Origin of the sequence: uncultured Kushneria sp., assembly GCF_947497025.1 — a bacterium.
In the GTDB taxonomy this organism is placed as follows: Bacteria; Pseudomonadota; Gammaproteobacteria; order Pseudomonadales; family Halomonadaceae; genus Kushneria.
Window position 1 is genome coordinate 104,030 of the sequence record NZ_CANMFC010000002.1, and the last position, 23,028, is coordinate 127,057.

The following is a 23,028-nucleotide window of genomic DNA, read 5'->3' on the forward strand; positions in this document are numbered from 1 at the left end:
GCCAGGCATTCACAAACGGAGACGACAACGATGCAACATCACACCCCCCGAATGATGTCACTACGGCTCGCGCTGCCTATGGCCGCCAGTATTGCTCTGGCGGCAAGCCTTCCCGCCGCCGCCGATGACTGGCCCGCGCCGATTCAGGCTCTCGAGCAGCAGGGCCTTACCATTCACGGTGAATTCGATGCCCCCGGTGGGCTCAAGGGCTACGGTGCCAGCATCCGAGGGCAGAGTGTGGCCGCCTATCTGACCCCGGACGGCGAACATGCCGTCGTCGGTACGCTGATCGACGCCCGGGGCCGTGACGTCTCTGCCGAGCCACTGGAAAAGCTCGTCGATGGACCCAGGAATGCCGAGCTATGGAAGACAATGGCGGATCATCACTGGGTTCGGGAGGGCGATGCCGATGCATCGCGAATGGTCTACACCTTCAGCGATCCCAACTGCCCCTACTGCCGCAAGTTCTGGCAGGACGCTCAGCCCTGGATCGAAAGCGGTGAGGTCCAGATTCGTCATCTGATGGTAGGTATTCTGAAAGCAGACAGCCCCGAGAAAGCCGCCGCAATCCTGGCCGCCGACGATCCGAGCGCCGCGATCGCCGAGCACTACCGTACCGGCGCCATGCCGGATAGCGAGGGAACCGATCAGAGCGAGCAATGGGTCAGTGACAACACGCAACTGATGCATGATGGTCAGCTTTACGCGACACCCGTGACCTTCTATCAGGACGATGATGGCACGGTGTATAAGGTCAGGGGCGCGCCCTCGCCGGACAAGCTGCGCACCATCATGGGTAGCGACTCTCCCTGAGTTTTCTCATCCACCTCTGCTCACCCGTCCCTGGCGAGTCAGGCCAGGGGCAGCGAGAGCGTCACCCGCAGCCCGATACCGTCGCCGGAGGCGAGCCGCACGCTGCCGCCGGCCCGGGTGGCGATCGCCTCGACGATGGATAATCCCAAGCCGCTGCCCTGCGGATGATTGCCGCGATGAAAGCGCTCCGTCAGGCGGGCGATCTGTTCGGGCGGGATGGTCTCGCCCTGATTGACGATGTCGATCACGGCCATGCCGTCCGCCTCGTGCGCCTCGATCTCGATCGGGGTGTCAGGTGAACCGTGACGCATGGCGTTCTCGAGCAGATTACGCAGCGCGATCACCAGCAACTCCCCGGATAGCGCGATATGAAGTTGATCGGCCAATGCGTGCCAGTGGCACCGATCACGACTCCCGGTCTCCACCATCGCGGCCTCCAGGGCTTGCTCCAGCCGCGTGGGATCGACACTCCCCCGCGCGATCTCCTCGCTCTCCATGCGTGCCAGCAACAGCAACTGGTCGAGCGTCTTCGTCAGCCGCTCGACCCCTGCCTCCGCCTGCTGCATCGCCTTCCGGCGGGGATCGCCGTTGACGCGTCGCGCAATCTGAAGATGGGTACGAATCGCGGTCAGCGGCGTACGTAGCTCATGCGCGGCATCGTCGGTAAAGCGCTGCTCCAGCGCCAGCATGCGTCGAGTACGCGCAAGCAGGGTGTTGAAACCGTCGATCAGCGGACGAATTTCCCCCGGCAAACCGCGAATCGGCAGTGCCGAGAGGTCACCATGATCGCGTGACATCAAGCGCCGCTGTAGTCTCGACAGCGGCGATAGTCCCCGAGTCACGCCCCACCACAGTGCAATCAGACTACCGATCAGTGCGAGCAGAAACGGATAAAAGGCTGCGCGGCGTACCTGAGATAACAATGATTCCCGCTCCCGCAGGCGATCGGCGACGGTGATCCGCTTGTCGTCGTCGACCAGGGTATAAACGCGCCAGCGCTGGTCGTTGTGATCGCGGTAGCTGTAGCCTTCGGCATCGACTGCGAGAACATCGTTCATTCCCGGGTGCGTACCCGCCACCACCTGCCCGCGCAGCGATGACACGCGGCAGGCGATGCCCTCAAGCGCAGGGATGACTGACGTCTCGCCAACTTCACCACTCCAGGTCGCCGCCGGCACACGATCAAGCAGACCGGCCACCATTCGGGCCGACTGGGCCAGGCGCTGATCCAGCGAACGCTCGAGCTGGCTCGAGAGATCGCGCATCGACCACGCCGCCGTCAGCCCCCACAGCAGCATCAGCGTGATCCCGAGCGTGGCGACGAGACGCAGCCGAAGGCTCATGATGGGGTGTCGCCATGACAAGGCCTGTCGGCGGAAAGCGGGCCGAGACGGTAGCCGATGCCACGGACCGTCTCGATCGCTTCGCGTCCCAGCTTGCGACGCAGCTGGTAGATGTGCACATTGAGGGCGTTGCTCTCGATCTCGTCATCAATGCCGTAGAGGCGATCCTTTAGCTGATCAGCACTCAAAATCCGCCCACGAGCCCGAATCAGCGCCTCCAGCAGCATCAGTTCGCGACGCACCAGCGCCACCGGTACGCCATCCAGCATCACACTGCGAGCGACAGGATCCAGCGCCAGGCGCCCGTGACGAAGTGAACAATCGACCTGCCCGGCGCTGCGGCGTAACAGCGCCTGCAGTCTTGCGGTCAACTCATCCAGATCGAACGGTTTGACCAGGTAGTCGTCAGCTCCGCCCTGAAGCCCTTCGACGCGACTGGCCACGGCATCTCTTGCCGTCAGCATCAGCACCGGTGTGGCAACGCCAGCACGACGCCACTGTTGCAGCAGCGTCAGACCCTCGCCATCGGGCAGACGGCGATCGAGCACCACGGCATCGTAGTCAATCGCAGACAGCGCCCCGCGTGCGCCGTCCAGCGTGATCACCGTATCGACGACGAAATCGCTCAGCGCCAGTCCCGCTTCGATGCCGGCCGCCACCGGGGCATCGTCCTCAACGAGTAGTACGCGCATGTTTCCCCCGTTTGCGATCCGATCCATTCCCGCCACAGTCTGGCGGACGGCGATGAGGTCGGAATGAGCTCGCCGATCAGTGAGCAGGAGAGAGCCGACGCGCCAGCCACCACCCCATCAGCAGGGTCATGATGAATGCCGCCAGCGGCCAGCTCGGTTCCGGCAGCGAGGCAGCCGCCGGGCCCGGGCAATAGCCGGAGAGGCCCCAGCCAATACCGAAAAGTGCGGCACCGCTCAGCAGCCGGGTATCGAGATCACGGCGGGTGGGCAGCTGGAACCGGGATTCGAACAGCGGCATCTGGCGTCGCCAGACGAGGCGATAACCGATGAAGGTAGTAATGACCGCGCCGCCCAGCACGAAAATCAGGGTCGGATCCCAGGCGCCGGCGACATCGAGAAAGCCGATGACTCGTGCCGGATCGGTCATGCCGCTGATCGCCAGGCCGAGTCCGAACAGCAGACCGGACAAATAACCTGACCGAACTTTCATGCCGAGCCCCCCAGCACATGACGCGACACGAACACGGTCAGCATGGCAGCAAGTACGAAGACGAGCGTTGCGGCCATCGACCGGGGCGACAGACGCGCCAACCCGCAGACCCCGTGTCCGCTGGTGCAGCCGCTACCCAGACCGGTGCCCAACCCGACCAGCAGGCCGGCCATCAACATTATCGCCGGTCCACTTTCCGGGACACCGACCACCGCTCCGCTGTCGCCCGACACATTGCCCCAGTCCAGGCCGGTCAATATCAGCAGGCCCGGCCCGGAGACAATGCCCAGCAGAAACGCAAGGCGCCAGGACCTGTTCCCGCCGCGTTCGAAAAGCAGTCCGGAGAGAATGCCGCTGATCCCCGCAATTCGTCCCAGCAATCCCATTAGCAGGCTGGCGGCAAGCCCGATCAGAATGCCGCCCAGTGCCCCTTGCAACCAGCTCATCGTTTCCATTTCGCACCTCATTGCCAGTGCCGTCAAACAGCAGTTGCCAAACGCTCGGCCGCGCCAACATCACATATTGATCAGTTCCCTCGAATCGCCTGGCTTGCCTGCCGTTCGAGGCGCTCACGCAGGGGTTCCAGGTCATGACCGATGGCGCCGGCGGCCTCGATAAGCTCCTGCACGGGACGATAGGCTGCCTGTGACAAGGCCCATAGATCAGTTACGCGCTTGCCCGAACGGCAAAAGCCAATAATGGGCCCTTGAGCGTTATTCAGAATGTGATCGAACGCCTCGATATCAGTCTGTGAATATTCCCCCGGCCTGACCGGAACCTGATGCCAGACCATCCCCAATGATTCTGCCTTGTCTTTCAGAGCATCAGGATCCGGCTGGTCCTCACTTTCGCCCCGTGGACGGTTGGAGAGAACCGTGCAAAACCCCTGGTCTGCCAGTTGCTCAAGCTCATCGAGCCGGGGCTGCGCAGTGACGCTCAATCGATTATCAAGTGATTTGATATCCATGATTTCCTCGTCTTGCTCGTCTGATAATAACGTTAATGCCTTCAACCGACAGTCCCCGAACACCCGGGCACCGGCGATTCGATACACGGATGACTCAGCGGTGCCGAGCCGCGGCCATGCAGCTCGCACCAGGCATCGAAGGTGCTCAGAAAGACACGGCCATTGAGTGTTTCGAGCAGTTCGGTACGACTCAATCGATCCATTACAGGCCCTTTCACTTCGGCGAAATGCAGCCCGATATGTCGATCCCGCAGGCGCCGATTAAGCGCCTCGAGACTCTCCAGCGCCGTGGCGTCAACGACGTTGACCGCCTGGCAGGCCAGCACCAGATCCCGAGGCGGCGGGTCACGATTCACCACTGCCGTGATCAGGTCTTCCAGGTGGCGAACGTTGGCGAAATAGAGACTCTCGTCGACGCGCAGAATGGCAACCCCGGCATCGGTCTCCACGGCATGACGACGAACATTGCGAAAATGTTCGGTGCCGGGAATGCGGCCGACTTCCGCACTATGCGGTCGGCTGGTGCCATAGAGATGCAGCGCCAGCGACATGGCGACACCAACCAGAATGCCTACGTCCACGCCCAGCACCAGCGTTGCCAGTGCGGTCGCCGACATGGCGACTCCCTCGCCGCGGGCGTAGCGCCAGACGCGCCTAAACGCTGCCAGATCGATCAGCGAGACAGTGGCGATGACGATGGTTGCTGCCAGCGTCGCCATCGGCAGTTCCCGCAGCCAGGGCGACAGAAACAGCATGGCCAGCGCGATACCCACGGCAGTGAACGCACTGGAGGCCGGGGTACGAGCGCCGGCATCGAAATTGACCACGGAGCGCGAGAAACCGCCCGTGACCGGCATACCACCGGTAAAAGCCGCCGCCAGATTGGCGCCACCGAGCCCGATCAGTTCCTGGTCCGGATCGACATGCTCACCACGACGCACCGCCAGCGCCTGTGCCACCGAGACCGATTCCACGTAGCCGACAATACTGATCAGCACCGCCGAACCGATCAACGATCGCCACAGCTCTGGTTCCCAGTCGGGCAGGGTCAGCGGTGGCAGCCCGGCGGGAATCTCACCAATGACGGCAACGTCGCGGCCCAGCCATCCTGCCGCGCCGGCAACCAGCGCTGCCAGTATGATGGTAGCGATCGGCGCCAGCCTGATCAGCACGCCCGCCACACGAGCCGGTACATGACAGTGTTCCAGTACGGGCTTGCCCCACCTCCGTATCAGCCACAGCAGCAGAAGCGACCCCATCCCAATGATGACAGTCGGCAGGCTGACACTCTCCAGCGCCGAGGGTAATCGGGACAACAGCGCCGGCAGCGTCGAGCCGGAGAGGTCGACACCAAGCAATTGCTCAAGCTGACTCGCTGCGATCAAAACGCCCGAAGCACTGACGAAACCGGTCATCACCGGATGACTCAGGAAATTGACCAGAAAGCCCAGCCGACAAAGCCCCATGATCAGCAGAATGGCACCGCAGAGCAGTGCCAGTACCAGGGCTGCGGCGACGTAATCCTGCGATCCCGATTCGGCAACCTGCGAAAGCGCCGAGGCGGTCATCAGGGACACCACCGCCATCGGGCCAACAGAGAGCGTCGCACTACTTCCCAGCAGGGTATAGATGACCAGTGGCACCAGGCTTGCGTACAGCCCTGCCACCGGCGGGAGCCCCGCCAGCATGGCGTAGGCCAGTGCCTGTGGAACCAGCATCAGCGCCACAATGACGGCCGCCAGCAGATCCTCGACCAGCACCCCAGCGTTGTAACGCCGCCCCCAATCAAGAATCGGAAGCCAGCGCGCCAATCCGGCTCTTTGCTGCTGACTCATGACTTGTCCGCTCCGTTATCCGAGCCATGGTGCGACCGGGTATTCATGAAAGAGGCACCTCTCAGGAGCGGGTCTGCGGCCTGGCCAGCCATTCGTGCCCCTTGAGCATCAGGTTCCAGTAAATGAATGGAAGCTGCTGCGCCTTGATGTTCCAGCCGAGTCTGGTCGGCCGTGTCGCCTGGTTGATCCAGGACGGAAAGGTCGGCTGTAACTGGCCACCGTAGCCAAACTCCGCCAGTACTACGCGCCCACGCTCTACCGTCAACGGGCAGGCGCCATATCCGAAGTAACCGGAAGGCATCGGCTTGCCGTCAAGTGCAGCCAGCAGGTTGTCCGCCACCACCGGTGCCTGCTTGCGCACGGCGGCGGCCGTCTTGGCATTGCCGGTACCACTGGCATCACCGAGACCAAAGACATTGTTGAAATGATTGTGCTGAAGGGTTTCGGCGTCGAGGTCGAGCCAGCCGCCCTCATTGGCCAGTGACGATTCTCGCACCAGCCGTGGGGCACGCTGTGGCGGCACGACGTGAAGCATGTCGAAATCGGTCTCGATCTCTTCGACACTGTCTTCATGGGTGACACGAAAGCGCGCCTTCTGGGCCGAGCCGTCCACGGCAACGAGATTCTGCTGAAACTGCTTGTGAATGCCGTAGCGTTTCACATATTCGTCCAGTGCCGGCACGAAGTCCGAAACGCCGAACATCACACCGCCGGCATTGTGGAAATGAACGTCAATATCTTTCAGGAGCCCTTGTTTCTCCCACTCGTAACAGGAGAGATACATTGCCTTCTGCGGCGCGCCGGCACACTTGATCGGCATCGGTGGCTGAGTAAATAGCGCCTTGCCTTGTTTCATGGACTGAACCAATGACCAGGTATAGGGCGCCAGATCGAAACGGTAGTTCGAGGTCACGCCATTCTTGCCCAGCGTCTCCTCGAGGCCATCGATCGCCTGCCAGTCGATCTCGAGACCCGGCGCGACCACCAATGCCCGGTAGCCAAGCGTCGAACCGTCACCGAGCTTTAACCGATGTAGTTCAGGTATCAGTTGATCGGCTGTGGTTTGATACCAGGTTGCAAAATCCGGCATTACCGAATGCATCGAACGTCGCGTCTGGTCCGCTGTAAATACGCCACCACCGACCAGCGTCCAGCCGGGCTGATAGAAATGATCCTGTGCGGGCTCGATGATGGCGATATCGAGATCTAACCGGCGCTTGTGAAGGCTCGCGGCGACCGCGATGCCGCCTGCGCCACCGCCGATGATGACGATGTCGTGCCGTTTCTCATTAACGTCTGGCGATTCGTTCAAAACTGTTGACCCGCCCATGACTGACTCCCGTTGGTTGTTTCGACACGCTGCAATATGGCCTGGCGACAATGCCCTCTCACTCCCATGCAGCACCTTCCAGAGCATCAAGCGGCAACTTCAGATAGCGTTTGCCGTTGCTCTCCGGTTCGGGGAGGCGACCGCCGAGAATGTTGACCTGCAGCGCGTGCAGGATCAGCTTCGGCATCGGCAGTTCGCGATCGCGACGGTTGCGCAGCTCGACGTACTCGGCCTCGCTGCTTTCACTCAGGCGATGCTTGTTGGTCTCACGCTGCTCGCGCACCGTGCTTTCCCATTGAGGTTCACGGCCGTCGGGCATGTAGTCGTGACCGGTGAACAGCCGCGTCTCATCGGGCAGCGCCAGGATCGCCTGAATCGAATGCCACAACTGATGAGCGCTGCCGCCGGGAAAGTCGGCGCGCGCGGTGCCGAAGTCGGGCTGGAAAAGGGTGTCGTGAACGAAGGCAGCATCACCAATCACGTAAGTGATCGAGGCCAGTGTATGCCCCGGCGAGTGCATCACGCGGCAATCAATCTCACCCAGTTTGAAGGTATCCCCTTCGTCGAACAGATAATCCCACTGGCTGCCGTCATCCTTCAGATCCGGCCAGTTGTAGATCTTTTTCCACAACGCCTGAACCCGAGTCACCGGTCGGCCAATGGCGGTCGGGGCTCCGGTTTTGTCATGGAGATAGCGCGCGGCGGAGAAGTGATCGGCGTGCGGGTGGGTATCCAGAATCCACTCGACCTCGAGCCCTTCGCGCTCGATATAGGCCAGCAATGTATCGGCCTGCAGCGTGGCGGTCGCGCCAGCCTTCTCATCAAAATCGAGCACCGGATCGATAATTGCGCAGCGGCGCGTGACGGAGTCGCTGACAACGTACTGGATACTGAAAGTGCGAGGATCGAAAAAGCCGGCGACATTGGGACAGCCGCTTTTCTGATCACCCCGGGAGAGGGCGAAGTTTTTCATGACAGCTCCTTGAAGAATCATGCCTCAAGGATAACGCACAAAAAGTTATATATTTAGATTACTTTGAAATATAAGAAAGCGATTGGATAACCATTAACGCTTTCAAGACCAGCAGCCATATGGGTAGTAAAAGGGAGGGGCAAAAAACAAAAGCGCTGAAAATATTTAATAAGTAATTGTTTTATATGTTAAAAAATTTATATTTCAGATTCAGAGTATCGAGTAGCACCTACTTGGTGGCCCAGACCTACGCCCACGCCGCCCCATCAAGGGCATCCAGCGGAATCTTCAGATAACGCCTGCCGTTGCTTTCGGGCTCGGGCAGGCGGCCGTCGGGCATGTAGTCGTGGCCGGTGAACAGGCGGGTGTCGTCGGGCAGCGCGAGGATCGCCTGGATCGAATGCCACAGCTGGTGCGCACTGCCGCCGGGGAAGTCGGCACGCGCGGTGCCAAAATCAGGCTGGAACAACGTGTCGTGAACGAAGGCAGCATCGCCGATCACATAGGTGATCGAGGCCAGCGTATGGCCCGGCGAGTGCATCACACGGACCTCAAGCTCGCCCAGCTGGAAGGTATCGCCGTCATCAAACAGCCGGTCCCACTGACTGCCGTCATCGCGCAAATCCGGCCAGTGGTAGATCTCCTTCCACAGCGTTTGCACCTGCGTTACCGGCCGGCCGATGGCGGTGGGTGCGCCGGTTTTGTCATGCAGATAGCGCGCGGCGGAGAAATGATCGGCATGCGGGTGCGTGTCCAGAATCCAGTCGACCTCAAGCCCTTCGTGCTCGATGTACTCAAGCAGCGCATCGGCCTGCAGCGTGGCGGTGGCGCCGGCCTTCTCGTCAAAATCAAGCACCGGGTCGATGATGACGCAGCGGCGCGTAGCGGGGTCGGAGACCACATACTGAATGCTGAAGGTGCGGGGATCGAAAAAGCCGGCAACCGTGGGCCGGCCTTTTTTCGAATTCCCCGGGGAGAGCGCAAAGGTGTTCATGACGGCTCCTTGAGAAGGACAGGTCTCAAGGATAACGGCAAGACGATTCCATGATCAGGTTGATTTGAAATATCGGAAGTAGTGATCAATTGTCACATCACCGACATTCAGGTGTGCCTTGCTCGAAACAGCAGGCCGGTGACCAGCGACAGGGCTGCAGCCCCCGTAAACACAACCACCAGGCTGGAAAGGCTTGCCAGATAGCCTGCCAGGACGGGGCCCACCACATTGCCCAGGGCATAGACCGTCAGCACCGCCGTAAAACTGATGCTCGAGATGTCGGGATACAGCCGCTGGCTGACAAACGAAAAAATGGCACTCAGGCTCATGAGACAAAGGCCCTGCAGGGCAGCAGAGGCAATAACACCTGCCCAGAGATTCGCTCCGAATGCGATGGCCAACAGGGAAGCCACAGAGCAGAGAAAGACCCCCTGAACCAGACGGCGCAGGTCAATGCGTCGCTCAACATCGGCCGTCCATAGACCAACGATTCCGCCGACACCAAAGGCAATGAACAGTATCGCGCCAGCACCGTCAGCCTGCAGACCGGCCAGACCTCCCGCTGAATCGATTTGATCCACTGCGAACGACAGATAGATGCCATTGGTAATACCAAACGATACGGCAATCCAGTACACGGGCCGAATCGCTTTACCCATCAACCTTTTGATTTTTTCCGGATCAAGGGACGACGCCGTCGTTTCCGGCAGCTGGCGCAATACCATCAGGTTATACAGGGCACACAGTAGTGCCATGCCGGAAAACCCGAACCAGATGGTTCGCCAGTCCCAGCCCAGCAGGGCGACGGCCAATGCCAGCATTCCCGCACCGGCCATGCCAAAGGTGGTGCCCGTACTGACCGCGGACAGTACGCGACCATGCCACTTTTCAACAATCGCACGCCCCACCGCGTCATTGAAGGGTGACCAGCACAGACCAGCGCTTGTCGCCGCCAGAACGATGCCAGCGGCAAATATCAGCTTGCTCTGCGTGGCGGCCACAAGGGCCATCCCGATCGCGGCCGCCAGCGAGCCCACAACCACCGGCACGCGCGAGCCATGGCGTACGACGAGATGGGCAGATACCAGCAATGCCAGAAAAAAGGCCGCAAAGGCACTGCTGGCGATCAGGCCGGCATGGGAAGTGCTCAACGAGAACACATCGCGAAACTCTGGCAGAAACAGCCCATAGCCCATTCGGGCCGGCCCGAATGCAATGGCGGTGCACAAGGCACCCCCCAGAGCAATGGAGGCGGTCTTTTTCATCTCGGTTCGACTTGTCTGTTGTGTCACTCTTGAGTCACTCGCTATAAACACCTGGCTTTACTGACTGCCCTTGAAAGAGCGCGTGATTCGGACCGTACCAACCCCATCCTTCAATCTGACGCATCCGTGCGCCGCTGACTCAGAACCTGAGTCGCACCCAGCGCCGTTCGTGCCAAATCAGAAAGCGTCTTTTCAGTGACGACCTCAAACCGATCGGTGGCATGGCCGTCATGTTGATCACAGGGCGGAGCGGTGGATGGTGGATGAAGCGGCGCGGGATACATTGCCAGGATACGCGTCCTCGTGTGACCATTAAATCTATATTTAAAACACTCTGTGTATAGAAAAATTAAACATGCCTGATCGAACGCTCGACATCGAATTGCTGCGCACGCTGCACATGGCGGGGTCACTGGGTACGCTGCGTGCGACGGCCACACGGCGGCATTGCACGCTCGGCGCGGTCAGCCAGCAGATCAAGCGGCTGGAGCGACAGCTGGACCGGCAGCTGCTGGTGCGTTTCAAGACGGGCGTGCAGCTCACCACGGAAGGCGAGCAGTTGATCGCGCAATCGCTTGCCCTGCTGGCCGAACACGATGCTCTTCTTGAACGTCTCTCACACCACTCGACGCAGGGTATCGTTCGAATCGGTCTGCCAGACGAATATGTGCCCCAAACGCTTGATAGCCTGCTGCCAGACCTTCGGCAAACGGTTCCGCGAGTCCGACTGCAGGTTAAAACGGCCAACAGTCTCGAACTCCGGCGGGCAGTGGCTCAGGGCGAACTTGACCTGGCAATTGCCCTGTACTCCAACGGGGAAGCGCAAATACCCGGGCTTCCTCTTTGGCGCACGCAGCCCGTCTGGGCAGGACCGACCCGCAACGCGCTTCACCTGCGGGAACCGCTGCCACTGGCGCTGCACCCATCCGACTGCACTTATCGAGCCATCGGTCTGGCAGCATTGAATGACAGTGGCCGAAGCTGGGAGACGGTATTTACCAGTACCAGTGTTGCCGCGATCGAATCGGCCGTGGCCAATGGTCTGGCGGTCAGTGTGCTCAACCGGGCACGGTTAACCGGAGACATGCAGCCGCTGGGAGGCAGAGAAGGCTTTCTACCGCTGCCGGAATGCCTCGCCTGCCTGATCGAATCACCGGAAGTCGCCACGCATGACAGGGCGGCGGTGGCGCTCGTCAAAAGCCGATTGCAATCCTCAAACCTGATTCAGAAGGTAAAACTGGCGGGTTAGCATTTCACGCGCTCGGCATCAGTGCTTCAAGCCTTCTTCCCTTACTGGAACCCCGGCCATGACCACCGCTCGTCCTTTCTGCCAACGCGCCTCGCTTCAGGTTCTATTCGGCCTTTTGATGTTTGCCGTCTACCTCGGCAGCCAGTTTTTAAGCGTATGGGTGCTGCAGCACGTCATGAGCGCTGCCGCCTTTGCCGCACTCATTCAGGGCTACGGCTTTGCGGTGCTTCTGGCGCCGTCGCTGGTGCTGATGCTCGCGGGCTTTTGGGCATGGCGGCGCTGGTTTTCACCGCAACCCACGCTTGCCGGGCACTTCACAAAGGGCGATTTCGCCCGGGGTATTGGTCTTGTGCTGCTGGTGCAGGGCCTGGCGGCGGCGATCAGCGTCTGGCTGAACATGGCACCCGAGGCGTTCATGACCTCGCTTTATGACGGCAAGAGCCTGCTCCAGAGCCTCATCATGGCATTTTGCGTGCTGGTCTGGGCGCCGATCATCGAAGAGCTGGCGTTTCGTCACTTTCTAATGTCTAGAATCGATGATCAATCGTCAGGTCTGCGAGGCGCGTTTCTGATCATATTCAGCGCGCTGTGCTTTGCCGGGCTGCACATGTTCCAGTATCACCATGTGATCACCTTCCTGGCGCTGTTGGGCTGGGGCCTGGTGCTGGGCTGCTACCGCTGGCGCACCCGCGGGCTTTTACTGCCCATGCTGCTACACGCCGTCATCTCAAGCATCGGTCTGGTCGGCGCACTGTTTTAGGCACGGTCGGCAGGCCAAAAGAAGGGCGAAAGAGAAGGGCAGACGACTGTGCCAGGCTGAAGGAAACTCCTTCAGGTGACCCCTCATGCCCATGACCCTATACGCCCATCGCCTTTCCCAGCCGTCACGCGCCGTGGAAATTCTCGCGCGCGAGCTGGGCATCGAGTACACCTTTCATGAGGTCGACTTCGCCGGCGGTGACACCCGCACCGAGTGGTTTGGCGCGATCAATCCCTTTCAGACCGTGCCGGCGCTGGTGGTCGAAAGCGATAGCGACACACTCCATCTGGCCGAAAGCCAGGCGATCATGATGACCCTGTGTCGCACTGCCGCGGATCAGGACACCGCGCAGCGCTGGTATCCGGGCGAACAGGACATCCCTCGCAGCGCCCGGATCGATCAGTGGCTCGCCTGGTATCAGGGCAACGTGCGCCGCTTCGACATGTTTCATCACATCATGAACCTGCATCTGACGCTGCCGATGCTCAAGCGCGAGATTCAGGCCATGCTCCTGCAGCCTTTGCAGGAAGGGCTCAAGCCGGGGCTCGCCACGCTGGAAGCACATCTTGCCGCTCAGCACAGCGCCGACCATTCGCCGACGCTTTTGGGCAATGAACACCCAACGATGGCCGATCTCGTCATGGGCTGCGAGCTCTATCAGATCCGCGCGGCGGGCTATCGGTTTGACGCCTGGCCACAGGTGGATGCCTGGCTTGCAGGCATGGCCATGCGGGCACACTTTCAGGCGGTGAGTGAGGAGATCAATGCGCTGGGCCACGAGATCAGAGCACAGGAAAGCGACTATCTACAGCTTGATGCCTTTGCCCGGCCCGGCGGTTAAAGCCGCTGTCGCGATGCAAAAAAGCCCGGCTGAAGCCGGGCTTTTTCATGAACGATTGGAGAGCGTTTGCGGCTTTCAACCGGGTACATCGGTATGGATCGTCGTCTCCACCGAGAGCCCCACGCGCAGCCGATCGAGCCCGGGCTGGTCGGGGTCAAGCGCGATGCGCACCGGCAGACGCTGAACGATCTTGGTGAAGTTGCCGGACGTCTCGTTGCTCGACACCGGGGAAAAGGTGACGCCCGTGGCCGGGGCGAGGCTTTTCACATGGCCGTGCAGGTCAAGCCCCGGCCAGGCATCGACCGAGATGTCCACCGGCTGGCCGGGTGCGACATGGGTGATGTCGACCTCGCGATAATGCGCGGTAATGTAGATCTTCTCCACCGGCACGATGGCCAGCTGGGCGCTGCCGGCCTCGACCCAGCCTCCCACGCGGGCGGACTGCTCGGCGATGACGCCGTCCACCGGGGCCTTGATATGCGTACGCGACAGCGCCAGCCGGGCCTTTTTCTGCTGCGCCAGAGCCTGATCCAGCGCGGCTCGAGCACTCTCCTTTTGCGCCCTGAGCACCTCCTCCTGACGGCGCACGCGCTCCAGCTCGGCCTGATCGGCCCGGCGCTTCGCCTGCAGGGCACGGGCGTTGGCATCAGCCTGCTGGGCGTTCTGATCAGAGACATTGCCGTTATGGCGCAGACGGCGGTAGCGCTCGGCGGTGGCATGGGCGTAATCGGCATTGGCGCCGTCCTGAGCGACCAGCGCCTCGGCCTGGCGAACCTGGGCCGGCTGCTGCGCCAGCTGCGCCTCGATGCGGGCAAGCTCTGCCCGGGCGGCGGCCACCTGACCCTCGGCGTCATCGACAGCGGCCTGATAGTCGCGCGGATCAATATCCATCAGCGGATCGCCGCGCGTCACGCGGTCGTGATCCTCGACATGTACCGCCACCAGATCGCCGGCCACCTGCGGCGAGATCACCACATAGTCGGCATCAAAGCGGGCATCATTGGTCCAGACCTCATCACTTCGAAGCTGATGCCACGCCAGAATCACAGCGGCAACGGTGGCGATCAACACGATCGCGACGGTCATGATCAGCGGCTTGCGCGACCGGGGGCGAGGGTCATCGGTAGGGGAGCTCATGGCACTCTCGGCGAATTACAGGGGTTTGGGGCGATTGAAACGCGGCGCAAAGGTGCGTTTGGGCAACAGACACAGGGGCAACAGCAGCAGGGAACACAGCGCCAGCGCGCGCCAGAGATCGGCATGAGCCAGCACCTGAGCCTGCACTTCCAGCTGCTCGAACAAATGGTGAAAGGCCTCACCGTGCGCCGTCAGCGCCTCGCTGTCGTGACCGCCCAGCGGCATCGAACGAGCAAGCGAGAAGCGCATGGCACCAATGCGATCAAGCAGGGCGTGAAGATGATGGTCATTGGCCACCGCCATGGCGTGGCCGATGATGCCGCTGGCCACGGGACCGGCCAGCGCGCGGGTCGTGTTGATCGTCGCCGAGGCGAATGGCCCTTCCCTGGGGTCGATTACCGCCGTGGACGTGGTCAGAAGACTCACCACCACGATCGACTGGCCGGCCGAGAAAATCATCTGCGAGAGATAGAACTGCTCACGCGTCCAGGCGATGGTGGCGTAGCTGTTCATCCAGCTGGCCAGCGCCATCAGTACCAGCCCGAGCGCTACCATCCAGCGACTGTCGATGCGCTCGAAGTTGAGCACAAACGCCGTCAGCGGCAGCATCACCAGTGACGGCAGCGCCAATGAGAGCATCACCGGCAGGCTCTGCAGCGGCCGATAGCCCTGCACCTCGGCCAGAAACTCCTCGGGCAGCGAGGCCGCCGAGGCCCCCAGCGCAATCACGCCCATCAGCATGACGATGCCGAAGCCGAAATTGACCCTTTTGACCAGCCCGGGCTGAATCAGCGGCACCGGGACCACGCAGCAGCGCAGGATAAAAAGCGGCACCAGCGCAGCGCTGGCAAGCGTGAGCCAGCAGATCAGCGGTGAATTGAACCAGTCCAGCCGCTCGCCCTGGGTAAAAAGGATAATGACGCTGGCGCACACGCCCCAGCCAAGCAGCCAGCCGGGCCAGTCGAACTGACGCCAACGCCCGGGCGGGCGCGGGTCCTGAGGCAGGCCGTAAAGCAGCAGCGCTGCGGCCAGCACACACAGCGGCACCACCGCCCAGAAGACAAAGCCCACGCCCATGCCCTGATGGGCCCAGACTACGATGGGGCTTGCGATGTTGGGGGCAAAGGTGGCCGTCAGACCGTAGGCGGCCAGCCCAAAAAGCTTGGTCGAGGGCGTCAGAAAGCGCAGCGCCACCGCCATCAGCAGCGGAATCAGAAAACCGTTGCTCAGCCCCTGCAGCCAGCGCAGGGCGAGCATCAGCGAGCGCGACTCGATCACCGTGCAGCAAAGGCCCAGCGCGCCGAGCGTGAGCACCGCCACCGCCGCAAAGCGGCGCATCGAATACGTCATGGCAAGCCAGGGCGCCACCAGCATGCCCATGGCCACCCCGGCGGAATAAAGCGTGGTGAACCAGCGGCCCTGATCTGCACTAAACCCGTAGGCGCCGCGGATATCGGCCAGGGCCAGCGAGGTAGCTTCTTCGTTGATATCGGCACCGACACAGGCCAGCAGCATACCGACCAGGCCGAGAACCAGGCGCAGGGACATGACACACTCTTTGCGATGGAAAAGGGACAGAGAAGCCGACTCGGGGCAGGCAACCTATCGCCATAAGTTGACTTTGTCAACTTTAAGTCAAATACCCATCGCTTTTATCAGTGCCCGGATCAGCGTCCGGGAGAGCCATCTCCGATGTTGTCGAGCACCCGGTCGAGCAGCGCATCGAACTGGCGTGTCTCATCAAGCGTACACCCGGCCATCATGGTCGAGGCCAGCTCGCTTCGTATACGTTCGAGTCGTTCAAACAGCTCCCGTCCTTCCTCGGTCAGCGCCGCCTCGGTGATGCGTCGGGCCGTCGAGCTGCCGCAGCGCCGTATCAGCCCCTGCTGCTCCAGCTCCCGAAAGGCCCGCGCCACCTGGCCCTTGTCCCAGCCACGGCGCTGTAGAAGGGTCTGCTGGTGCTGATCGGGAAAGCGGCCCACGATCGACAGCACCCGCAGTTGAAAGGTGGGCAGGGTGATGCCTTTACACCGGGCCATCTCGCTCAACCGCGCCCGGCTCAGAAAGCTCAGCTCTGCCAGCTTGTCGACGATCTTGCGTTCCATGGCCCCTCGCTGCGCTGAAAAACCGCCATTGTGGTGGAAATGCTGTGGTGCTGGCGAGTCCGGCGTGAACATTGCCCGGTCGTGGGGAGGGCACCAGAGCAATAACGCCAGGCGCTGGGCCGCGAGATTCAAACCCAAAGCGGTGAGTATCTGACACTGAACGTCTTCGGGTAAAAAAACCCTGTCTCGCAGTCCCGTAACTTTATTCCGTTTGTTTTTATTAGGAATATGACCAAGCTGTCATGACGAATGAGCCGTCAAGCGACAAACAAGCACGCCCGCATGGTGAAAAGAGCAAGGGAGAGCAACATGGGAACATCTTCAAAAAAATGAGCATCGGCGAGATATTGCGCTGCTGCTGGTCGGGGTGCTGGTGGCGCTGGTCGGCCTGGCACTGACGGTGGGCGGTGCCTGGCTGGCCCTCGTGGGCGGCTCCTGGTATTACCTGCTGGCCGGCATCGGCATGCTGCTGTCCGGGGGCCTGCTGGTCATGCAGCGCCGCGCCGGGGTGCTGCTCTACGCCGCGGTCTTCATCGGTTCGCTGGTCTGGGCGGCCTGGGAGTCGGGACTCGATTACTGGCGCTGGATCCCACGTATGGACGTGATCCTGATCCTCGGGATTCTGGTGGCGCTGGTGGCCTGGCGCACTGCCGAGGGTATGTCCCGCCGCGCCGCCTTCTCGACCGCCGGTGGACTGACGCTGGTACTGGCCGGTGCCGGCGCGCTCGCCTTTCTACCGCACAACTTCTCGCACCCCAATGAGGTGCCCGAGCCGCAATCGACGTCGCTGGCCACGGATACCGGCAATGCCCAGCCGGCAGATCAACCCGCGCGCGGTGACTGGACGGCCTACGGCGGCGACAACGCCGCCACCCGCTATACCTCGCTGAATCAGATCACGCCCGACAACGTTGACCAACTGGAAAAGGCGTGGACCTATCGCACCGGCGATCTGCTCGATCACCGCTGGGGCGCCGAGACCACGCCACTGAAGGTCGGCAATAGCGTCTATCTGTGCACCTCGCGCAACATCCTGATTTCGCTGGACGCTGCCACCGGCGAGGAACGCTGGCGCCATGATCCGCAGGTCTCCGAAGACGCCATTCCCTACACCGCGGCCTGTCGCGGGGTCACATACTATCAGGTGCTGGAGAACGCCCCGGTGCAGGATGATGGTGACGATACGAAGCCCACGGCAGCTCCGGTCGATGACAATGCTGCAGGTCCAGATGACAGTACCGACAGCCGCGTTGTTGCTGCCTCGAGTGACAGCGAACAGCAGTGCCGAACGCGCATCTTCTCGGGCACGCTGGATGGCCGCATCATTGCCGTGGATGCCGAGACCGGCAAGCCCTGTACCGATTTCGGCGACAACGGCCAGGTCGATATCAAGCAGAACATGGGCGAGACACCGCCGGGCTATGTCTCCATCAACTCGGCGCCGGTGATTGTCGATGGCGTGCTGGTCACCGGCCATCAGGTGCTTGACGGTCAGCGTCGCTATCCGCCCTCCGGCGTGATCAAGGGCTATGACGCCGTCACCGGCGAACTCGAATGGGCCTGGGATGCCGGCCGCCCGGATCAGAGCGAGCCGCTCAGCGGTGACGAGACCTACGTACGCGGCTCGCCCAACATGTGGACCACGGCGGTAGGCGACAACAAGCTGGGACTGGTCTATCTGCCGATGGCCAACTCGGCCGCGGACTACTGGAGCAGCTCGCGCACGCCGGCCGAGAACGAATGGGCCAGCTCGCTGGTGGCCCTTGATGTGACCACCGGACTGCCGAAGTGGAAATTTCAGACCTCACACAAGGATGTCTGGGATTACGACCCCGGTTCCCAGCCCACGCTGATCGACTTCCCCACCGACAACGGCAGGGTGCCGGCGGTCATCATGCCCACCAAGCAGGGCGGCATTTACGTCTTTGACCGTCGCAGTGGCGAACTGCTCGGCGGGGGCGCCGAGGAGCGTCCGGTGCCGCAGGGCGGTGTCGAGCCCGAGCAGCGCACGAAGACCCAGCCGTACTCGCTTTATCACACCCTGGAGCAGCCCGAGCTGACCGAGCGCGACATGTGGGGCATGTCACCCTTTGATCAGATGTTCTGTCGTATCCAGTTTCAAAACGCCAGCTACGGGGGCATGTACACGCCACCCACCGCCGATCGCCACTGGGTCGAGTACACCGGCTACAACGGCGGCTCTGACTGGGGCAGCATTGCGATCGACCCCCACCGCGGCGTGCTGATCGCCAACTACAACGACATGCCCAACTACAACATCCTCGTGCCGCGTGAGAAGGCCGACCAATACGGCTGGCGACCGCGCGAAGAACAGCAGGTGGATGAAGGAGGACCCGAAGGGGCAGGTGATCCACAGGCCGGCACGCCCTACGCCGTTGACGTCAACGCCGGCTGGCGTGTGCCCTTTACCGGCCTGCTGTGCAAGCAGCCGCCCTACGGTCATATTCGCGCCGTCGATGTGGCCTCCGGCAACACGCTGTGGGACCGCCCGCTGGGCACCGCCCGCGCCAACGGCCCCTGGGGTATCCGCTCGGGGCTGCCGATCAACATCGGTACCCCCAACAACGGCGGCTCGGCCGTCACCGCCGGCGGTCTGATCTTCATTGCCGCCGCCACCGATGACCTGATTCGGGCCATCGACATCGAAAGCGGGGAAACGCTCTGGAGCGCGCCCCTGCCGGCCGGCGGTCAGGCCAACCCGCTGGTGTATGAAGCCAACGGCCGCGAGTACCTGATGATCGTCGCCACCGGCCACCACTTCATGGAAACGCCGTCGGGGGATTACGTGCTGACCTATGCGCTGCCGGAGTAAGCTGGCCCAGCGCTTTCGTGACCCTCAAAAGCCCGGCAAATGCCGGGCTTTTTTGATCAAGTTTCCATACGGCGTCCCAAAACATGCTGGCAATGCATCGAGGTTTCGCTATTTATAGATCCTGACTAAATTCGCCTACCGGCTCCACTGATTCGACAGAAGCTCGGCCTGCCTGAGAATCAACTCGATGACTTCCGGTGATTTATCTGGCGGGTACTTGTAGCGCTGCAGCGTTCGGCGTACCAGAATCCGTAGCTTGGCACGCACGCTTTCGCGAACCTGCCAATCCACTGTCGTCGAGCCACGCAGCTTATTGGTGACCTCGACCGCCAGTGCCCTCAGCCGATCATCGCCCAGCTCGCGTACCGCGCTTTCGTTGGTAATCAAGGCGTCGTAAAAAGCGATCTCATCAGGGTTCAGGCCAAGCGCCTCGTCGCGTTCCATATCGGCCTTGAACTGCTTGGCCATGGCGATCAGCTCTTCGATCACCTGCGCCGTTTCGATGCCACGGTTGTTGTATTTATTTAATGTTTCCTGCAGCCGATCCGAGTACTTTTTCTCCTGCACGGCGTTTGTGCGCGTTTTGGCCTTGATGTCGTCCTTGAGCAGTTTTTCTAACAGTTCAACGGCCAGATTGCGATACGGCATCTGGCGCACGTCCTCAAGAAATTCATCGGAGAGCAGCCCGATGTTGGGCTTGTCGAGCCCGCAGAGTGCGAACACATCGGTCACGTCTTCCGCTTTCACAGCGTTATCAAGGATCTGCTTGAGCGCGGAGTTTTTCTGTTCCTCACTTAGCGAGCGGTTTGTACTGGTGTGCTTGACCAGCGCCGTCTTGATCGCCGAGAGAAACGCGATCTCCTCGTGCAGCGCTTTGGCTTCATCCAGCGTGCTGCACAATGAATACGCCTTGGTGAGCTGAAGCACGGTATCGAGAAAGCGCTTTTTGCCATCGTCCAGGCCCAGGATATAGTTGGCCGCTGGCGGCAACAGTTTGTGCGGAGCTTCTTCAAAACCGCTGTAGTCAAAGCCTTCGCGATTGGGGCCGCTGGCAAACATGCCGTGGATAATGTCGAGCTTCTCTTCCAGCACCGCGAAGGCTTCCTCGGCACTGTAGGTGGGCTGGCCCTTGCCACGGGAGTCGGTGTACGTCTTTAGGGCGTTTTTCAACTCGTTGGCGATGCCAATGTAGTCGACCACCAGCCCGCCGGGCTTGTCCTTGAACACCCGATTCACCCGGGCAATGGCCTGCATCAGGTTGTGCCCCCTCATGGGCTTGTCGACATACATGGTATGGCAGCACGGCGCGTCGAAACCGGTCAGCCACATATCGCGCACGATCACCAGCTTGAGCGGGTCCGCCGGATTCTTGAAGCGCTTCTCCAGCCGCTTCTTGGTGGCCTTGTTATAGATGTGGGGTGTCAGCAGCGAGCTGTCGGCGGCCGAGCCGGTCATGATGACCTTGATCGCGCCCTTTTCCGGGTCGTCGTCGTGCCAGTCCGGGCGAAGTTTGACGATTTCGTTGTAGAGCTGCGCGCAGATGCTGCGGCTCATGGCGACGATCATCGCCTTGCCCTCGATGGTCTCGTTGCGCGTCTCGAAGTGCTCGACGAGATCCGCCGCGATGCGTTGTAGCCGCGGCTCGGTCCCCATCAACTTTTCCAGACGACTCCATTCGCCCTTGGTGCGCTCCCGCGCGCCGGTATCTTCTTCATCCTCGATGACCTCGTCGACCTGCTCGGAGAGCTGATTGATTTCCTCGCGGTTGATATCGAGCCGCGCCAGCCGTGATTCGTAGAAGATCGGCACGGTGGCGCCATCGTCGACGGCGTCCTGAATATCGTAGATCGAGACGTAATCGCCGAAGACGGCGCGGGTGTCCTTGTCTTCACTGGCAATCGGCGTGCCGGTAAAGCCGATGAACGAGGCATTAGGTAGCGCATCGCGCATGTGCTTGGCAAAGCCGAACTTGTATTGACCGTCCTGCTTGAGGGTGGCTTTCAGACCGTACTGGCTGCGGTGCGCCTCGTCCGAGATCACCACGATGTTGTGGCGACCGTTGAGAATCGGGTGACCCCGCTCGTCGTCCAGCAGGGCAAACTTCTGCACCGTGGTGAAAATGATGCCGCCGGATTCACGCTCGGCGAGCTTCTGACGCAGGCTTTCGCGGTCCTCGGCCTGGATCGGGTCCTGCTTGAGCAGATCCCGCGCGCTGCTGAACGTGCCGAACAGCTGGCCATCGAGGTCGTTGCGATCCGTCACCACAATCAGCGTGGGGTTGTGCATCGCCGGTTGCTGCAACAGTTTGCCCGCATAGCAGACCATCGAGATGCTCTTGCCCGAACCCTGGGTGTGCCACACCACCCCGGCCTTCTTGCTGCCGGGCTTGACCTCATCACCGTAAGTCGCGCGTTTCTCACCCAAGCCCGCCGCAGGTTCCTCGGCAGCAATCACAGTCGCTTTCACCGCCTCACGAACGGCGTGGAACTGGTGATACCCGGCAATCTTCTTGATGACCCGCTCGGCGTCGGTTTCGAACAGCACGAAGTAGCGCAGATAATCGAGCAACATCGCCCGGTCGAAAAAACCCCGCACCAGGGTTTCGAGCTGCCACTCCAGCAGCGGCTTGTCGTCTTCATCCTTGATGGTGCGCCACGGCATGAAGCGCTCCTGATCCGCCGTCAGCGAGCCGACTCGCGCGGTGTAGCCATCGCTGATCACCAGCGCTTCATTGGTGACGAACAGGTCAGGAATTTCCGTCTTGTAGGTCTGCAGCTGATTGAAGGCACCGGTGATATCGGCGGTTTCACTGCTCGGGCTTTTCAACTCGATCACCGCCAGTGGCAGGCCGTTGATAAAACAAACGATATCCGGGCGACGGGGCTGTTTGCTGCCCTGTATGGTGAACTGATTGATGGCGCGGAAACGGTTGGCCTTCACGCGCTCGAAATCGATCAGAAAGGCGTGGTCATAAATGACCTCGTCATCGCGCTTGTACTGCACCGGCACGCCGTTGAGCAGCCACTGGTGAAAGGCGCGGTTACTGAGCACGAGATCGGGGCTTTGGGGTTTGCTGACCTGCGCCACGGCCTGCTGAACAGCGTCATCGGGCAGCTGCGGATTGAGCCGGGTGATGGCCTTCTCGAGATCGCTGTGCAGCAATACCTGCTTGTAATCTTCGCGCTCCGGCGTGGCTCCATCATGGGCGATATCCGGCCCGTGGGCGGTTTCCCAGCCGGTGTCGCCAAACCACTCCAGACACAGCTGCTCCAGTTGATCTTCGGTCATCCCCACTCCCTTGCCACCTGCTGAAATCGTCAATACTCGTTGACACGTTTTGTGTCATCGCTATACTTCGCCGTAATACGCCCGGCGCCTCTTCACAGTTCACTGTGTACGCG

Annotated in this window: 19 protein-coding genes; 5 read left to right on the plus strand and 14 right to left on the minus strand. The window is 61.2% G+C overall.

Annotation, left to right across the window (positions count from 1 at the left end; all coding sequences use genetic code 11):
* Positions 1 to 30: 30 nt before the first annotated feature.
* On the plus strand, positions 31 to 813 hold the full coding sequence (gene dsbG / locus Q0931_RS03810; RefSeq protein WP_299257459.1) for a thiol:disulfide interchange protein DsbG: 783 nt from the start codon (positions 31 to 33) through the stop codon (positions 811 to 813).
* Positions 814 to 851: 38 nt separating this feature from the next.
* Here the strand turns inward: dsbG and Q0931_RS03815 are convergent, their stop codons facing one another.
* The 10 genes from Q0931_RS03815 to Q0931_RS03860 form a co-directional block, all read right to left on the minus strand.
* Positions 852 to 2,156 carry a sensor histidine kinase gene (locus Q0931_RS03815; protein WP_299257461.1) on the minus strand — a complete coding sequence of 435 codons (1,305 nt, stop codon included), beginning with the start codon at positions 2,154 to 2,156 and terminating at the stop codon, positions 852 to 854.
* A complete protein-coding gene (locus Q0931_RS03820; protein WP_299257463.1) occupies positions 2,153 to 2,848 on the minus strand; it encodes a response regulator in 696 nt (231 codons plus the stop codon). Before Q0931_RS03820 ends, Q0931_RS03815 begins: the two co-directional genes overlap by 4 nt.
* Before the next feature lie 76 nt (positions 2,849 to 2,924).
* The gene (locus Q0931_RS03825) at positions 2,925 to 3,338 is read right to left on the minus strand and encodes a DUF6691 family protein (protein WP_299257465.1); all 414 of its coding nucleotides are present in this window, start codon (positions 3,336 to 3,338) and stop codon (positions 2,925 to 2,927) included.
* On the minus strand, positions 3,335 to 3,793 hold the full coding sequence (locus tag Q0931_RS03830; protein WP_299257467.1) for a YeeE/YedE family protein: 459 nt from the start codon (positions 3,791 to 3,793) through the stop codon (positions 3,335 to 3,337). The genes Q0931_RS03825 and Q0931_RS03830 overlap by 4 nt, the downstream gene beginning before the upstream one ends.
* A gap of 71 nt (positions 3,794 to 3,864) precedes the next feature.
* A complete protein-coding gene (locus Q0931_RS03835; protein WP_299257469.1) occupies positions 3,865 to 4,305 on the minus strand; it encodes a TIGR01244 family sulfur transferase in 441 nt (146 codons plus the stop codon).
* A gap of 41 nt (positions 4,306 to 4,346) precedes the next feature.
* Entirely contained in the window at positions 4,347 to 6,140 is a 1,794-nt protein-coding gene (sulP, locus tag Q0931_RS03840; protein ID WP_299257470.1) for a SulP family inorganic anion transporter, read from the minus strand.
* Between the two features lie 61 nt (positions 6,141 to 6,201).
* Positions 6,202 to 7,557: an FAD/NAD(P)-binding oxidoreductase gene (locus tag Q0931_RS03845; RefSeq protein ID WP_366941564.1), complete on the minus strand. Its 1,356-nt coding sequence runs from the start codon at positions 7,555 to 7,557 to the stop codon at positions 6,202 to 6,204.
* Positions 7,529 to 8,443, minus strand: coding sequence for an MBL fold metallo-hydrolase (locus Q0931_RS03850; RefSeq protein ID WP_299257471.1), 915 nt, complete (start codon positions 8,441 to 8,443; stop codon positions 7,529 to 7,531). Before Q0931_RS03850 ends, Q0931_RS03845 begins: the two co-directional genes overlap by 29 nt.
* Before the next feature lie 247 nt (positions 8,444 to 8,690).
* Positions 8,691 to 9,437: an MBL fold metallo-hydrolase gene (locus Q0931_RS03855; RefSeq protein WP_299257472.1), complete on the minus strand. Its 747-nt coding sequence runs from the start codon at positions 9,435 to 9,437 to the stop codon at positions 8,691 to 8,693.
* 107 nt (positions 9,438 to 9,544) lie between these two features.
* Positions 9,545 to 10,729: an MFS transporter gene (locus Q0931_RS03860; RefSeq protein ID WP_299257473.1), complete on the minus strand. Its 1,185-nt coding sequence runs from the start codon at positions 10,727 to 10,729 to the stop codon at positions 9,545 to 9,547.
* A 328-nt stretch (positions 10,730 to 11,057) separates the two neighbouring features.
* Between Q0931_RS03860 and Q0931_RS03865 the strand changes: the two genes are divergently transcribed.
* From Q0931_RS03865 to Q0931_RS03875, 3 genes are all read left to right on the plus strand, one after another.
* A complete protein-coding gene (locus tag Q0931_RS03865) occupies positions 11,058 to 11,951 on the plus strand; it encodes a LysR substrate-binding domain-containing protein (protein WP_299257474.1) in 894 nt (297 codons plus the stop codon).
* Positions 11,952 to 12,009: 58 nt separating this feature from the next.
* Positions 12,010 to 12,711 carry a type II CAAX endopeptidase family protein gene (locus Q0931_RS03870; protein ID WP_299257476.1) on the plus strand — a complete coding sequence of 234 codons (702 nt, stop codon included), beginning with the start codon at positions 12,010 to 12,012 and terminating at the stop codon, positions 12,709 to 12,711.
* 85 nt (positions 12,712 to 12,796) lie between these two features.
* A complete protein-coding gene (locus Q0931_RS03875; protein ID WP_299257478.1) occupies positions 12,797 to 13,552 on the plus strand; it encodes a glutathione S-transferase family protein in 756 nt (251 codons plus the stop codon).
* Positions 13,553 to 13,627: 75 nt separating this feature from the next.
* Here Q0931_RS03875 and Q0931_RS03880 read toward each other — a convergent pair whose 3' ends face one another.
* From Q0931_RS03880 to Q0931_RS03890, 3 genes are all read right to left on the minus strand, one after another.
* Entirely contained in the window at positions 13,628 to 14,689 is a 1,062-nt protein-coding gene (locus Q0931_RS03880; RefSeq protein WP_299257480.1) for an HlyD family secretion protein, read from the minus strand.
* A gap of 15 nt (positions 14,690 to 14,704) precedes the next feature.
* Positions 14,705 to 16,237, minus strand: coding sequence for an MFS transporter (locus tag Q0931_RS03885; protein ID WP_299257482.1), 1,533 nt, complete (start codon positions 16,235 to 16,237; stop codon positions 14,705 to 14,707).
* 119 nt (positions 16,238 to 16,356) lie between these two features.
* Entirely contained in the window at positions 16,357 to 16,794 is a 438-nt protein-coding gene (locus Q0931_RS03890; RefSeq protein ID WP_299257484.1) for a MarR family transcriptional regulator, read from the minus strand.
* 346 nt (positions 16,795 to 17,140) lie between these two features.
* Between Q0931_RS03890 and Q0931_RS03895 the strand changes: the two genes are divergently transcribed.
* Entirely contained in the window at positions 17,141 to 19,627 is a 2,487-nt protein-coding gene (locus tag Q0931_RS03895; protein ID WP_299258180.1) for a membrane-bound PQQ-dependent dehydrogenase, glucose/quinate/shikimate family, read from the plus strand.
* 135 nt (positions 19,628 to 19,762) lie between these two features.
* Here the strand turns inward: Q0931_RS03895 and Q0931_RS03900 are convergent, their stop codons facing one another.
* A complete protein-coding gene (locus Q0931_RS03900) occupies positions 19,763 to 22,915 on the minus strand; it encodes a type I restriction endonuclease subunit R (protein ID WP_299257486.1) in 3,153 nt (1,050 codons plus the stop codon).
* Positions 22,916 to 23,028 lie beyond the last annotated feature (113 nt).